This window comes from Aquipuribacter hungaricus, from assembly GCF_037860755.1.
In the GTDB taxonomy this organism is placed as follows: Bacteria; Actinomycetota; Actinomycetes; order Actinomycetales; family JBBAYJ01; genus Aquipuribacter; species Aquipuribacter hungaricus.
Genome location: NZ_JBBEOI010000100.1, coordinates 1 through 12,790, shown reverse-complemented (window position 1 = coordinate 12,790; position 12,790 = coordinate 1). Strand labels below are relative to the sequence as shown.

The window sequence follows — 12,790 nt, the reverse complement described above, 5'->3', positions numbered from 1 at the left end:
GGCGGTCGACCGCCCGCCCGCGGCGGCCGACCGCCCGCCCGCCGCGGGTGCGGCCGCGCCCGCCGCATGCCGGAGGATGACCCGGTGCACGACAGCCCCTCCCGCCGCACGGACACCCCCAGCAGGACCACCCCCCAGGGTGACGACCCCACCGAGGCCCGCGGGTTCGCCGCCTACCGCCGCGTCCTGGCGGTGCGGGGGATGCCCTCGCTGTACCTCGTCGGCGTCCTCGCCCGCCTGCCCCACGTCGGCGGCGGCCTCGCCCTCACCCTCTACGTCGTCGAGGGCCTGGGGCGGGGCTACCTGGCCGCCGGGCTGGTCACCGCGGCCCTGACCGTCGGCATCGCCCTGGGCAGCCCGTGGCGCGGCCGGCTCGTCGACCGGGTCGGCCTGCGCCGGGCCCTGGTGCCGAGCATCGTCTCCATGCCGGTGCTGTGGACGGCCGCGGCCTTCAGCCCGTACCCGGTCCTGCTGCCGGTGGCCCTGCTCGCCGGGCTGCTCGCCGTGCCGGTGTTCACCGTCGTGCGCCAGGCGATCGGCGTCATCGTGCCCGTGCACTCCCGCCGCGCGGGGTTCGCCCTGGACTCGGTGCTCGTCGAGGCCAGCTTCGTCGCCGGGCCGCCGCTGGTCGTCGTCGCCGTCACCCAGGTCGGGCCCGAGGTCGCGCTCGTCGCGATCGGGATCGGCGAGTCCCTGGCGGGGCTGGTGCTGGCGTGGCTGAACCCGCGGCTGCGGGACGACCCCGGCGCCGTGACCGACGTCCACTCGCCGGACGTCCAGGCGCCCGGCGGCACCGCGACCGACGGCACGCTGACCCAGGGGGAGGCGGTGACGACGACGCGCGGCGGCGACCGTCCCGCCCGGCGCCGCCTGCTGCCCCGCTGGATGACCCCTGGGCTGCTGGCGATGTACGCCTGCTCCTTCGGCACGGCGTTCGTGCTGTCCGGCTCCGAGGTCGGCGTCATCGCCGTGCTGCGCGGGCTCGACCAGGTGGAGTTCATCGCCTGGGTGTTCGCCGTCTGGGGCCTGGCCTCCGGCGCGGGCGGGCTGGTCTACGGCGCCATGCGGCGCGGCGCGTCCAGCCCCCTCGTGCTGCTCGCCTGGCTGTCCCTGGCGACCCTGCCGCTCGCCCTGGCCACCACGCCGCTGCTGCTGCTCGTGCTCGTCGTCCCGGCCGGCGTCCTGGTCGCGCCCGTCCTGTCGGCCAGCGCCGACGGGGTGAGCCGGCGCACCGAGGACCGCAACCGCGGCGAGGCGATGGGCTGGCACGGCACCGCCACCACCGCGGGCTTCAGCCTCGGTGCGCCGCTGGCGGGGGCCATGGCCGACAGCGTCGCCCCGTGGACGGCGTTCGTCCTCGTGGCGACGGTGTCGGGCGTGCTGTCGCTCGTGGGGCTCGGGGTCCTCCGGCGCCACCGCGGGCGGGTGGCTGCCGGCGCCGCTGCCGGGACGGCTGTCAGCGCACCGGTCCGGTGAGCTTCTCCCCAGGGCCCTGGCCGGGGGCGTCGGGGACGACCGAGGCCTCGCGGAAGGCCAGCTGCAGGGAGCGCAGGCCGTCGCGCAGCGCCCGCGCGTGCTGGGAGCCGACCTCGGGCGCGGCCGCCGTGACCAGCCCGGCCAGGGACGTGATGAGGCTGCGCGCCTCGGCGAGGTCCATGAGGTCGGCCGGGGTGAGCGGCGCGCCGTCGTCGCCGGTGGCGCCCTCCAGGTCGGCGGGGTCGACGAGGCCGCACTTGACGGCCGCGGCGCTCATGAGGTGGACGGCGGCGGTCGTGATGACCTCGACGGCGGGGACGTCGGCGAGGTCGCGCGCGGCGCCGGGGAGGGGGTCGGTGCTCATCCTGCTACCCTGTCAGGCGACCAGCCGGTCCGGGCAACCGGGCAGGCGGACAAGCGGAGGCCAACTCCCACCCGTGCACCCCTGGTGCCCGGGTCAGGTCCGAGGGACGCGCGGTGAACGAGCCGTCTGTCCTGGCGAGCGACGCGACGTCCTGCAGCACGGGGGTGTCGCTGACCCGTCGGACCCGGCCGATGCCCGTCCAGGGGGCAGCGCCGGGTCGACCGGCCGCCGCCAGACCACAGACCCTCACCGAGGAGCGCACACATCACCGAGCCACGCATCAACGACCGCATCCGTGTCCCCGAGGTCCGACTCGTCGGCCCGAACGGCGAGCAGGTCGGGATCGTCCGCATCGAACAGGCCATGAAGCTCGCGACGGAGTCCGAGCTCGACCTGGTCGAGGTGGCGCCCGAGGCCCGCCCGCCGGTCGTCAAGCTCATGGACTTCGGCAAGTTCAAGTACGAGTCGGCCATGAAGGAGCGTGCGGCCCGCAAGAACCAGGCCAACACGGTCCTCAAGGAGATCCGCTACCGCCTCAAGATCGACGACCACGACTACGCCACCAAGACGGGCCACGTGACCCGGTTCCTCAAGGCCGGCGACAAGGTCAAGGTCATGATCATGTTCCGCGGTCGTGAGCAGTCCCGCCCCGAGATGGGCCTCCGTCTGCTCCAGCGTGTCGCCGCCGACGTGCAGGACCTCGGGTCGGTCGAGTCCACCCCTCGTGTCGACGGTCGCAACATGGTCATGGTGATCGGCCCTCACAAGAAGAAGGCCGAGGTCAAGACCGAGGCCAAGGCCGCCAAGCAGGCCGAGAAGGACGCGGCGTCCGCCCCGGCCGACGGCGGCAGCAGCGAGACCGTGGACGCCACCGTCAGCACCCCGACGGACAGCGCCCCCGCGGACACCACCGCGGACGCCACCACCGCGGACGCCACCACCGCAGACAGCACCACTGCGGACAGCACGACCGAGACCACCCCTGCGGACGTCACCACCCCCGCGGACAGCACCACCGACGAGACCACCCCCGCGGCGGGCACCCCCGCCGCCGCGCCCCAGGCCTGAGCCCGCACCCGCGGGACCCGGCCCGGCCAGAGCAGACAGGAGCACCTCAGGTGCCGAAGATGAAGACGCACTCCGGTGCGAAGAAGCGCTTCAAGGTGACGGGCACGGGCAAGATCATGCGCGAGCAGCAGAACAACCAGCACCTGTTCGAGTCCAAGACGTCGCGCCGCAAGCGCCGCCTGAACCTCGACAAGGAGCTGTCGCCCTCGGCGACCAAGACCGCGAAGAAGCTCCTCGGCATCTGAGCCCGCCCCGCCCCGGTCGCTGAGGCGACCACCCCGACGAACCAGCAGGAGCACCGCACATGGCACGTGTGAAGAGGGCAGTCAACGCCCACAAGAAGCGTCGCGAGGTCCTCGAGCAGGCCAGCGGCTACCGCGGTCAGCGCTCGCGCCTGTACCGCAAGGCCAAGGAGCAGATCCTCCACTCCGGCGTCTACTCCTACCGCGACCGCAAGGCGCGCAAGGGTGACTTCCGCCGCCTGTGGATCCAGCGCATCAACGCTGCTGCCCGCGCCAACGGCATGACCTACAACCGGTTCATCCAGGGCCTCGGCCTGGCCGGCATCGAGGTCGACCGCCGCATGCTCGCCGAGCTGGCCGTCTCCGACGCCGCGGCGTTCACCGTGCTCGTCGACGCCGCCCGCGCGGCCCTGCCCGCCGGCACGCCGGTCGGCGACGACCAGGCGGCCTGAGCAGCATCAGCACCGACAGCACGACGGGGCGCCCCGGGGCGCCGGAGCTCACCAACCCCCGCGCCGAGCGGGTGAAGCAGGTGGCCCGGCTCTCGGGGCGCCCCGTGCGTGCGTCCCGGGGCCGGTTCCTCGTCGAAGGGCACGGTCCCGTGACGGAGCTGCTCGCAGCCGTCGCCGACCCGGGCAGCCGGGTCGGGGTGGTCGTCGACGCGCTGTACACCGGGCCGGACGCCGACCCCGCCTACGCCCGCGCCGCCGCGGCCGCCCGGGTCGAGGTCCGCACCGCCAGCGCCGAGGTCATGGCCGCCATGGCCGACGCCGTCACCCCCCAGCCGGTCCTGGCGGTGGCCCACTCGGTCGACGTCGGGCTCCAGCAGGTCCTCGACGGCCGGCCGCGCACCCTCGTCGTCCTCGCGCAGGTCCGCGACCCCGGCAACGCCGGCACCGTGGTCCGCGCCGCCGACGCCTCCGGCGCGGACGCCGTCGTGCTCACCACCGGCTCGGTCGACGTGCACGCCCCCAAGGTGGTCCGCTCGACGGCCGGCAGCCTGTTCCACGTGCCCGTCGTCACCGGGGTGCCCCTGGACGACGTGCTCGCCGCGTGCCGCGCGGCAGGCGTGCGCACCCTGGCCACCGCCGCCGACGGCGAGACCGACCTGGACGCGCTGCAGGACGAGGCCGCCACCGGCCGAGGCGCCCTCACCGAGCCGCACGCGTGGGTGATGGGCAACGAGGCGTGGGGGCTGCCCGCCGCCGACGCCGCCCGGGCCGACCACCGCGTCAGCATCCCCATCCTCGGTGCCGCCGAGAGCCTCAACCTGGCCATGGCGGCGACCGTGTGCCTGTACGCCTCGGCGCGCGCCCGCCGCGCCGCCGCCGGACAGGACCGGGCCTAGACTCACCGGTCGTGCCCGGCGACCCCACCCCCACGGACCCTGCGGCCGCCCCGGCGGCCCCCACCGAGGAGCACGTCTCCGCAGCGGTGGAGGCGGCCCTGGTGGCCTTCGCGGCCGCCGCCGACCTCGACGCCCTCAAGCAGGCCCGCCTGGACCACGCCGGCGACCGCTCGCCGCTGGCCCTGGCCAACCGGTCCATCGGGCAGCTGCCCGGCTCGGAGAAGGCCGCCGCGGGCAAGCTCGTCGGGCAGGCCCGCGGCCGGGTCCAGCAGGCCCTGCAGGCCCGCCAGGCCGAGCTCGAGACCGAGCGCGACGAGCGGATCCTCCGTGACGAGGCCGTCGACGTCACCCTGCCCACCGCGCGGCGCGCGCCCGGCGCGGTCCACCCGCTGCCGGCCCTCGTCGACCGGGTCTGCGACGTCTTCACCGCCATGGGCTGGGAGGTCGGTGAGGGCCCCGAGGTCGAGGCCGAGTGGTACAACTTCGACGCGCTGGGCTTCGACGCCGACCACCCCGCCCGGCAGATGCAGGACACGTTCTACGTGGACCCGCCGGAGCACCACCTCGTGCTCCGCACCCACACCAGCCCCGTGCAGGCGCGCTCCCTGCTCACCCGCGGCGTGCCCGTCTACGTCGTCGCGCCCGGGCGGACGTTCCGCACCGACGAGCTCGACGCCACCCACACGCCGGTCTTCCACCAGGTCGAGGGCCTCGCCGTCGACGAGGGCCTGACCATGGCCGACCTCAAGGGCACCCTCACGCACTTCGCCCGCGAGATGTTCGGCGAGGCCGTGACGACCCGGCTGCGCCCGTCGTTCTTCCCCTTCACCGAGCCCAGCGCCGAGGTCGACCTGCGCTGCTTCGTCTGCGCCGCCCGCACCGGCGAGGTGGACCCCGCCTGCCGGACCTGCGGCGGGACCGGGTGGATCGAGTGGGGAGGCTGCGGCATGGTCGCCCCGCAGGTGCTCGTCGCCTGCGGCGTGGACCCGGAGCGGTACTCCGGGTTCGCGTTCGGCATGGGCATCGAGCGGACCCTGATGTTCCGCGACGGGGTCGCCGACATGCGCGACATGGTGGAGGGCGACGTGCGCTTCGCCCGGATGCTCGGAGGGATCGGCTGATGCGCGTACCCATGACCTGGCTCGCCGAGCACGTCGCCCTGGCCCCCGGCACCACGGCGGCCGACGTCGCCGCCAGCCTGGTGCGCGTCGGCCTGGAGGAGGAGGGCATCTCCGGCGGCGACGTCACCGGCCCGGTCGTCGTCGGCCGCGTCCTCACCATGGAGCCCGAGCCGCAGAAGAACGGCAAGACGGTCAACTGGTGCACCGTCGACGTCGGGCCCCACGGCCCGGACGGCCCCGACGGCCCGACCGACGAGCCGCGCGGCATCGTCTGCGGGGCCCACAACTTCGCCCCCGGCGACCTGGTCGTGGTGTCCCTGCCCGGCGCGGTCCTGCCCGGCGGGTTCGCCATCGCCGCCCGCCGCACCTACGGCCACACCTCCGACGGCATGGTCTGCTCCGCCACGGAGCTCGGCCTCGGCGAGGAGTCCGACGGCATCATCGTGCTCGGCGGGGAGCACCTCGCCGCCGGAGTCCGGCCCGGCGACGACGCCCTCGCGCTGCTCGGCCTGTCCGAGCAGACGGTCGAGGTCAACGTCACGCCCGACCGCGGCTACTGCCTGAGCGTGCGCGGCGTGGCCCGCGAGTACGCCCACGCCACCGGTGCCGCCTTCCGCGACCCCGTCCTCGACCTCGCACCGGCGCCGAGCACGGGGGAGGGGTACGAGGTCCGCCTCGCCGACGACGCCCCGGTCCGCGGCCGCCCCGGAGTCGACCGGTTCGTCGCCCGCGTCGTGCGCGGCGTCGACCCCACCGCGCCCAGCCCCGCGCACGTCCGGCGGCGGCTCGCGCAGGCGGGGATGCGTCCGATCAGCCTCACCGTCGACGTCACCAACTACGTCATGCTCGAGCTCGGGCAGCCGCTGCACGCCTACGACCTGGCGCTCCTGCGCGGGCCCGTCGTGGTCCGCCGCGCCCGCGCCGGCGAGCGCCTGCGCACCCTCGACGGCACCGAGCGCACGCTCGACCCCGAGGACCTGCTCATCACCGACAGCGGCGAGGACACCGGCGGCACGCCCGGCGGGCCCGGCTCCCGGGTCGTGGGTCTCGCCGGCGTCATGGGCGGCGAGGCGCTCGAGGTCGGCGACGGCACCGTCGACGTGCTCGTCGAGTCGGCCCACTTCGACGCCGTGAGCACCGGGCGCACCGCCCGCCGGCACCGGCTGTCCAGCGAGGCCAGCCGCCGCTTCGAGCGAGGCGTCGACCCCGCGCTGCCCCCGGTCGCGGCCGAGCTCGCCGTCCGGATGCTCGTCGAGCACGGCGGCGGCACGGCCGAGCCGGCGTGGACCGACGTGTCCCTGCTGCGACCCACCGCCCCCGTGCCGATGGACCCGCAGCTGCCCGCCCGCCTGGTCGGCGTCGCCTGGGACGACGCCGAGGTCGTGGCGACGCTGGAGCAGATCGGCTGCACCGTGACCGTCGAGGCCGGCCGGCTTCAGGTCGTCCCCCCGACGTGGCGGCCCGACCTCACCGGCCCCGCCGACCTCGTGGAGGAGGTGGCGCGGCTCCGCGGCTACGACACCATCCCCGAGCGGCTGCCCACCCCGCCCCCCGGCGGCGGCCTCACCCCGGCCCAGCGCACGGTCCGCCGCGTGCGCGAGCACCTGGCCAGCCGCGGGCTCGTCGAGGTGCTGTCGTACCCGTTCGTCTCGCCCGCCGCCCACGACGCGCTCGGCCTGCCGGCGGACGACGCGCGCCGCCGCGCCCTGCGCCTGCTCAACCCGATGAGCGACGAGCAGCCGGAGATGCGCACGAACCTGCTCACGCCGCTGCTCGACACCGTCGTCCGGAACCTCGGCCGCGGCGAGGGCGACGTCCAGGTCTTCGAGACCGGCCTGGTCGTGCGGCCGGACCCGGCCGCGCCCGCCGCCCCCGTCCCGGGCGTCGAGCACCGGCCGGACGACGCCGAGCTGGCCGCGCTCGACGCTGCCGTCCCGCACCAGCCCCGCCGCCTCGCCGCGGTCCTCACCGGCCAGGCCGAGATGGCCGGCTGGCAGGGGCCCGGCCGCCCGGTCGGCTGGGACGACGCCGTCGAGGTGACCCGCCAGGTCGCCGGTGTCGTAGGCGTCCCGCTGGCTGTCGCCGCCGACGACGCGCACATGCCGTGGCACCCCGGCCGCTGCGCCGTGCTCACCCTCGCCGAGGACGGCCCCGGCGGCGACGCCGGGACGCTGGTCGGCCACGCCGGCGAGCTGCACCCGCGCGTCGTGGCCGCGCTCGGCCTGCCGGCGCGGACCTGCGCCGTCGAGGTGGACCTCGACGTGCTCCTCGCCGCCGGCGCGCACCGGGCCGCGGTGAGCCAGCCGTTGTCCCGGCACCCCGTCGCCAAGGAGGACCTCGCCCTGGTCGTGCCTTCCGGTGTGCCCGCCGCCGCGGTCGAGGCGGCCCTCGTCGTGGGCGCCGGCGAGCACCTGGAGAGCATCCGCCTGTTCGACGTCTACATCGGGCTGCAGGTCGGCGAGGGGCACCGCTCCCTCGCCTACGCCCTGCGGTTCCGGGCCGCCGACCGGACGCTCACGGCCGACGAGGTCGCCCGAGCCCGCGAGGGTGCGCTGCGCGCGGCGGAGGCCGTCGGGGCGACGCTGCGGACCTGACGGGCCCGGGCGCGACCCGGGCGCTCGTCGGCCCGTCCGCGCGGGGTCGCGTCCCCGGGAACCCGGTGGACGGGCTGGCTAGCGTCGCGGGATGGCCTCGTCGACCGTCCTCACCTGGGCCGGGCTGTTCCCGCCGGCCGGCCTCGTGCTCGACGCCGGCGGCGGGACCGAGCTGTGCTACCTCACCGACGACCTGCTGCCCGCCGTCGCCCAGGTCGCCCACGACGGGATCCACGACCCGTCCTGGACGCCCTTCTCCGCGCCCTGGGCCGATGCCGACCCGCTCGCCCGTGCCCGCAGCGTCCTGGCGTGGAACTGGCAGCAGCGCGCCGCGCTGGGTCCCGAGCAGTGGTCGCTGGTCTTCGCCGTCCTCCAGGACGGGGTCGTCGTCGGTGTCCAGGACCTGCTGGCCCGGGAGTTCGCCGTCCGCCGCGAGGTGAGGACGGGGTCGTGGCTCGGCCTGGCGCACCAGGGCCGCGGGACCGGCACCCGGATGCGGCTGGCCGTGCTCTCGCTGGCGTTCGACCACCTCGGCGCGCTCGGGGCGGGCACCGAGGCGTGGAAGGACAACGCGGCCAGCCGACGCGTGTCGGAGAAGGTGGGCTACCTCCCGGACGGCGAGGAGGTCGCGGTCACCCGCGGCTCGCGGCGCGAGGGATGGCGCTACCGGCTCACCGCCGCCCGGTGGCAGACCCTCGGGCACCCGGGGGTGGCGGTGCACGGCCTCACCGACGCCTGCCGCGAGCTCCTCGGTGCCCGCTGACGCGCAGCCGCGGTCGTCCGCGGTTGTGTATGGTCATGCACTATGACGTATAACGTGGCCGTCGCCGGGGCCAGCGGGTACGCCGGCGGCGAGCTGCTGCGGCTGCTCACCGGCCACCCCGACCTGCGGGTGGGCGCTCTGACCGCCGCGTCGAGCGCCGGGAGCACGCTGGACGAGCACCACCCGCACCTGGTCGACCTGGCCGGGACGGTGCTCCAGGAGACCCGCCCGGACACCCTCGCCGGGCACGACGTGGTCGCCCTCGCCCTGCCCCACGGGCACAGCGCCGAGGTCGCCGAGCAGCTCGGTCCCGACGTGCTCGTCGTCGACCTGGCCGCGGACCACCGGCTCACCGACCCGACGGCCTGGCAGGAGTTCTACGGCAGCGACCACGCCGGGTCGTGGCCGTACGCCCTGCCGGAGCTGCCCCATGCCGACGGCAGCCGCCAGCGGGACCGCCTGCCCGGGGTGGACCCCTCCGCCCCGCGGCGCCTCGCGGTCCCCGGCTGCTACCCGACCGCCGTCTCGCTGGCCCTCGCCCCGGGCATGGCCGCAGGTCTCCTCGAGGCCGAGGACGTCGTGGTCGTCGCGGCTTCCGGGACGACCGGCGCGGGGCGGGCGGTCAAGCCGCACCTGCTGGGCTCGGAGGTCATGGGGTCCATGTCGCCCTACGGGGTCGGCGGCGGGCACCGGCACACGCCCGAGGTCGAGCAGAACCTCGCCCTGGCCGCGGGCCGCCCCGTCCTGGTCTCCTTCACCCCGACGCTGGCGCCCATGCCGCGCGGCATCCTCGCCACCTGCACCGCCCGCGTCGTCCCCGGCACCACCGCGGCGCAGGTCCGCGACGCCTGGGCCGCCGCCTACGCCGACGAGCCGTTCGTCCACCTGCTGCCCGAGGGCCGCTGGCCCCGGACGGCCGACACCCTGGGAGCCAACACCGTGCACCTGCAGGTCGCCCTCGACCCCCGCGCCGGCCGCGTCGTCGTCGTCGCCGCGGTCGACAACCTCGTCAAGGGGACCGCCGGCGCCGCGGTCCAGGCCGTCAACCTCGCCCTCGGGCTCCCCGAGACCACCGGGCTCACCACGACGGGCCTCGCGCCGTGAGCGTCACCCGCCCGGCGGGTTTCCGGGCCGGGTCCGCCACCGCCGGGCTCAAGGCGTCCGGGACGCCGGACATCGCGCTGCTGGTCAACGACGGCCCGCTCGACGTCGCCGCGGCCGTGTTCACCACCAACCGCGCCCGTGCCCACCCCGTGCTGTGGAGCGAGCAGGCGGTCCGCACCGGCACGGCGCGCGCGGTCGCGGTCAACGCCGGCAACGCCAACTGCTACACCGGCCCGGAGGGGTTCTCCGTCACCCACGCGACGGCCGAGCACGTCGCCGGCCTGCTGGGCGCCCCCGGGGCCGAGGTCGGCGCGATCGACGTCCTCGTCTGCTCCACCGGCATCATCGGCGTCCCCCTGGACACGGCGACCGTGCTGGCAGGCATGGACGGGGCCGCCGCGGCCCTCGGTGCCGAGGACGAGCACGGGGAGGGCTTCGCCGGGGCGATCCTCACCACCGACACCCACGCCAAGCAGGCCGTCCACGTCGACCCGGCCGGGTGGAGCATCGGCGGGGCCGCCAAGGGCGCGGGCATGCTCGCCCCCGGCCTGGCCACCATGCTCGTCCACCTGACGACCGACGCCGTGCTCACCGCCGCCGACGCGGACGCCGCCCTGCGCGCGGCGACAGCGCAGACGTTCGACCGGCTGGACTCCGACGGCTGCATGTCCACCAACGACACCGTGACGCTCATGGCCTCCGGCGCCTCGGGCGTCACGCCCGCCGCCGCGGACCTGGCCGCCGCCCTCACCGCGGTCTGCCACGAGCTGGCCATGCTGCTGCTCGCCGACGCCGAGGGGTCCGAGCACGACGTCGCCGTGCGCGTCGTCGGCGCCGCCAGCGAGGCCGACGCCGTCGAGGTGGGCCGCTCGGTCGCCCGCTCCGCCCTGGTCAAGACCGCCATCTTCGGCCGGGACCCCAACTGGGGCCGGGTGCTCGCCGCGGTCGGCACCACGACGGCGGAGTTCGAGCCCTTCGAGGTCGACGTCTCCGTCAACGGCGTGCAGGTGTGCCGCGCCGGCGGCCCGGGGGAGGACCGCTCGCTCGTCGACCTGTCCGCGCGGTGGGTCGACCTCGTGGTCGACCTGCACGCCGGGACCGAGGCTGCCACGGTCTGGACGAACGACCTGACGACCGCGTACGTCCACGAGAACTCGGCCTACTCCTCGTGAGCGCCACCGCCCGGCGCGCGGCCGAGCTCGAGGCGGCGGGCGAGAAGGCGGCCGTCCTCGTCGAGGCCCTGCCGTGGCTGCAGCAGCTGCAGGGCGCCCTGGTCGTCGTCAAGTACGGCGGCAACGCGATGGTCGACGACGAGCTCAAGGCCGCCTTCGCCGCCGACGTCGTGTTCCTGCGACTCGCCGGCCTCCGCCCGGTCGTGGTCCACGGCGGCGGCCCGCAGATCAGCGCCATGCTCGACCGGCTGGGCATCGCCAGCGAGTTCCGCGGCGGCTACCGGGTGACCACGCCCGAGGCCATGGACGTGGTCCGCATGGTGCTCACCGGGTCCGTCGGGCGCGAGCTCGTCGGCCTCGTCAACGCCCACGGCCCCTACGCGGTGGGGATGTCCGGGGAGGACGCGGGGCTGCTCACCGCCCGGCGCCGCGCCGTGACGGTGGCCGCCGACGACGGCAGCACCGAGGAGGTCGACGTCGGCCTGGTCGGCGACGTCGTCGGGGTGGACGCCAGCGCGGTGCGCGACCTGCTCGACGCCGGCCGGGTGCCCGTGGTCTCCAGCGTGGCCCCCGAGGTCGACGAGCACGGCGTCCTCACCGGCCAGGTGCTCAACGTCAACGCCGACTCCGCCGCCGCGGCGCTCGCCGTCGAGCTGGGGGCCAGCCGCCTCGTGGTCCTCACCGACGTCGAGGGCCTGTACGCCAGCTGGCCCGACCGGTCCAGCCTGCTGTCGGAGGTCTCCGCCGACGACCTCGAGCAGATGCTCCCGGGCCTGCAGAGCGGGATGGTCCCCAAGATGGCCGGCTGCCTGGCCGCCGTGCGCGGCGGCGTCCCCCGCGCCTACGTCGTCGACGGCCGCCGTCCCCACAGCATGCTCGTCGAGGTCTTCACCGACGCCGGCGCGGGCACCATGGTCACGCCCTGACGGGGACACCCCACCTGCCCGCCCCCGGGTGACGTACCGTGCGAGCCGTGAGCGACCTGCAGACCTGCCCCCGCGACCCGGCGCCGGGCAGCGCCCCGTGGCAGCTGCGGGCGGTCGGCTGGCTCAACCGCCGCCGCCGGCTGTCCGTCGTCGTGCCGGTCGTGGTCCTCGTGCTCGGCACCCCGCACTCCTGCCCCTTCTGTTGAGCCTCACCCCCAGGGCAGCGCGACGACGGCCCCCACCGGGCGGCCGTGGCCGAGCACGGGGTCGGTGACGCCCGGCACCGTCGTCGGCACGTCCAGGCCGGCCCGGCGCATCCCCTCGGCCAGCAGCACGCCGCGGCCGCGGTCGGCCCCGTCGAGCACCTTGACCGCGACGCCGACCCCGGCGCCGTCGGCGTCCGTCCAGCCCGCGGCGATGACGCCGTCCGCGCCGTCCTTGACCGCGACGCCGGGCAGCGCGCCCATGAGCAGCGTGTTGCGCCGGCCGGTCCCGCCCACCAGCCAGGGGTGCGCCAGGACCGCGTCGCGGACGCGCGCCTCGGGCGAGCCCGGGGCGCCGGAGGCGATGGCGGCGTAGGCGCGCGCGAGCCCGGCGACGGTGGTGCCGAAC

General features: G+C 76.2%; 14 protein-coding genes. 12 read left to right on the top strand and 2 right to left on the bottom strand.

Translation table 11 applies throughout. From position 1 onward, the window contains the following. Positions 1-84: 84 nt before the first annotated feature. Entirely contained in the window at positions 85-1,476 is a 1,392-nt protein-coding gene (locus WCS02_RS11595) for an MFS transporter (protein ID WP_340293234.1), read from the top strand. Here WCS02_RS11595 and WCS02_RS11590 read toward each other — a convergent pair. Next, entirely contained in the window at positions 1,457-1,840 is a 384-nt protein-coding gene (locus WCS02_RS11590; RefSeq protein WP_340293232.1) for a DUF1844 domain-containing protein, read from the bottom strand. The two genes, WCS02_RS11595 and WCS02_RS11590, sit on opposite strands and share 20 nt — an antisense overlap. 264 nt (positions 1,841-2,104) lie before the next feature. Here WCS02_RS11590 and infC point away from each other — a divergent pair, with 264 nt between their 5' ends. The 11 genes from infC to WCS02_RS11535 all read left to right on the top strand — a co-directional run bounded on the left by infC (position 2,105) and on the right by WCS02_RS11535 (position 12,384). Further along, positions 2,105-2,908 carry a translation initiation factor IF-3 gene (gene infC / locus WCS02_RS11585; protein ID WP_340293235.1) on the top strand — a complete coding sequence of 268 codons (804 nt, stop codon included), beginning with the start codon at positions 2,105-2,107 and terminating at the stop codon, positions 2,906-2,908. Between the two features lie 50 nt (positions 2,909-2,958). Next, positions 2,959-3,153, top strand: coding sequence for a 50S ribosomal protein L35 (gene rpmI / locus WCS02_RS11580; protein ID WP_340293230.1), 195 nt, complete (start codon positions 2,959-2,961; stop codon positions 3,151-3,153). A gap of 59 nt (positions 3,154-3,212) precedes the next feature. Then, complete coding sequence (gene rplT, locus WCS02_RS11575; protein WP_340293228.1) at positions 3,213-3,602, top strand: 50S ribosomal protein L20; 390 nt, start codon at positions 3,213-3,215, stop codon at positions 3,600-3,602. A gap of 71 nt (positions 3,603-3,673) precedes the next feature. Beyond that, positions 3,674-4,498 (top strand): TrmH family RNA methyltransferase, encoded by an 825-nt coding sequence (locus WCS02_RS11570; protein ID WP_376984284.1) that lies wholly within the window; start codon positions 3,674-3,676, stop codon positions 4,496-4,498. 11 nt (positions 4,499-4,509) lie between these two features. After that, the gene (gene pheS, locus WCS02_RS11565; RefSeq protein ID WP_340293224.1) at positions 4,510-5,619 is read left to right on the top strand and encodes a phenylalanine--tRNA ligase subunit alpha; all 1,110 of its coding nucleotides are present in this window, start codon (positions 4,510-4,512) and stop codon (positions 5,617-5,619) included. Further along, complete coding sequence (gene pheT / locus WCS02_RS11560) at positions 5,619-8,213, top strand: phenylalanine--tRNA ligase subunit beta (protein ID WP_340293222.1); 2,595 nt, start codon at positions 5,619-5,621, stop codon at positions 8,211-8,213. The genes pheS and pheT overlap by 1 nt, the downstream gene beginning before the upstream one ends. 91 nt (positions 8,214-8,304) lie before the next feature. Then, the gene (locus tag WCS02_RS11555; protein WP_340293220.1) at positions 8,305-8,976 is read left to right on the top strand and encodes a GNAT family N-acetyltransferase; all 672 of its coding nucleotides are present in this window, start codon (positions 8,305-8,307) and stop codon (positions 8,974-8,976) included. Positions 8,977-9,018: 42 nt separating this feature from the next. Next, positions 9,019-10,080 carry an N-acetyl-gamma-glutamyl-phosphate reductase gene (gene argC, locus WCS02_RS11550; protein ID WP_340293218.1) on the top strand — a complete coding sequence of 354 codons (1,062 nt, stop codon included), beginning with the start codon at positions 9,019-9,021 and terminating at the stop codon, positions 10,078-10,080. Continuing rightward, positions 10,077-11,252, top strand: a complete 1,176-nt coding sequence (gene argJ, locus WCS02_RS11545; RefSeq protein WP_340293216.1) for a bifunctional glutamate N-acetyltransferase/amino-acid acetyltransferase ArgJ — start codon at positions 10,077-10,079, stop codon at positions 11,250-11,252. Before argC ends, argJ begins: the two co-directional genes overlap by 4 nt. Then, positions 11,249-12,178, top strand: coding sequence for an acetylglutamate kinase (gene argB / locus WCS02_RS11540; protein ID WP_340293214.1), 930 nt, complete (start codon positions 11,249-11,251; stop codon positions 12,176-12,178). The genes argJ and argB overlap by 4 nt, the downstream gene beginning before the upstream one ends. A 47-nt stretch (positions 12,179-12,225) precedes the next feature. Beyond that, a complete protein-coding gene (locus WCS02_RS11535) occupies positions 12,226-12,384 on the top strand; it encodes a hypothetical protein (RefSeq protein WP_340293212.1) in 159 nt (52 codons plus the stop codon). A 3-nt stretch (positions 12,385-12,387) separates the two neighbouring features. Here WCS02_RS11535 and WCS02_RS11530 read toward each other — a convergent pair. Beyond that, a partial coding sequence (locus tag WCS02_RS11530; RefSeq protein ID WP_340293210.1) for an asparaginase occupies positions 12,388-12,790 on the bottom strand: 403 nt, incomplete at its 5' end.

Excerpts from the sequence above, each read along its gene's own strand:
- rplT (WP_340293228.1), top strand. The coding sequence starts at position 3,213 with ATGGCACGTGTGAAGAGGGCAGTCAACGCCCACAAGAAGCGTCGCGAG.
- argC (WP_340293218.1), top strand. The coding sequence starts at position 9,019 with ATGACGTATAACGTGGCCGTCGCCGGGGCCAGCGGGTACGCCGGCGGC.
- WCS02_RS11590 (WP_340293232.1), bottom strand. The coding sequence starts at position 1,840 with ATGAGCACCGACCCCCTCCCCGGCGCCGCGCGCGACCTCGCCGACGTC.
- pheT (WP_340293222.1), top strand. The coding sequence starts at position 5,619 with ATGCGCGTACCCATGACCTGGCTCGCCGAGCACGTCGCCCTGGCCCCC.
- WCS02_RS11555 (WP_340293220.1), top strand. The coding sequence starts at position 8,305 with ATGGCCTCGTCGACCGTCCTCACCTGGGCCGGGCTGTTCCCGCCGGCC.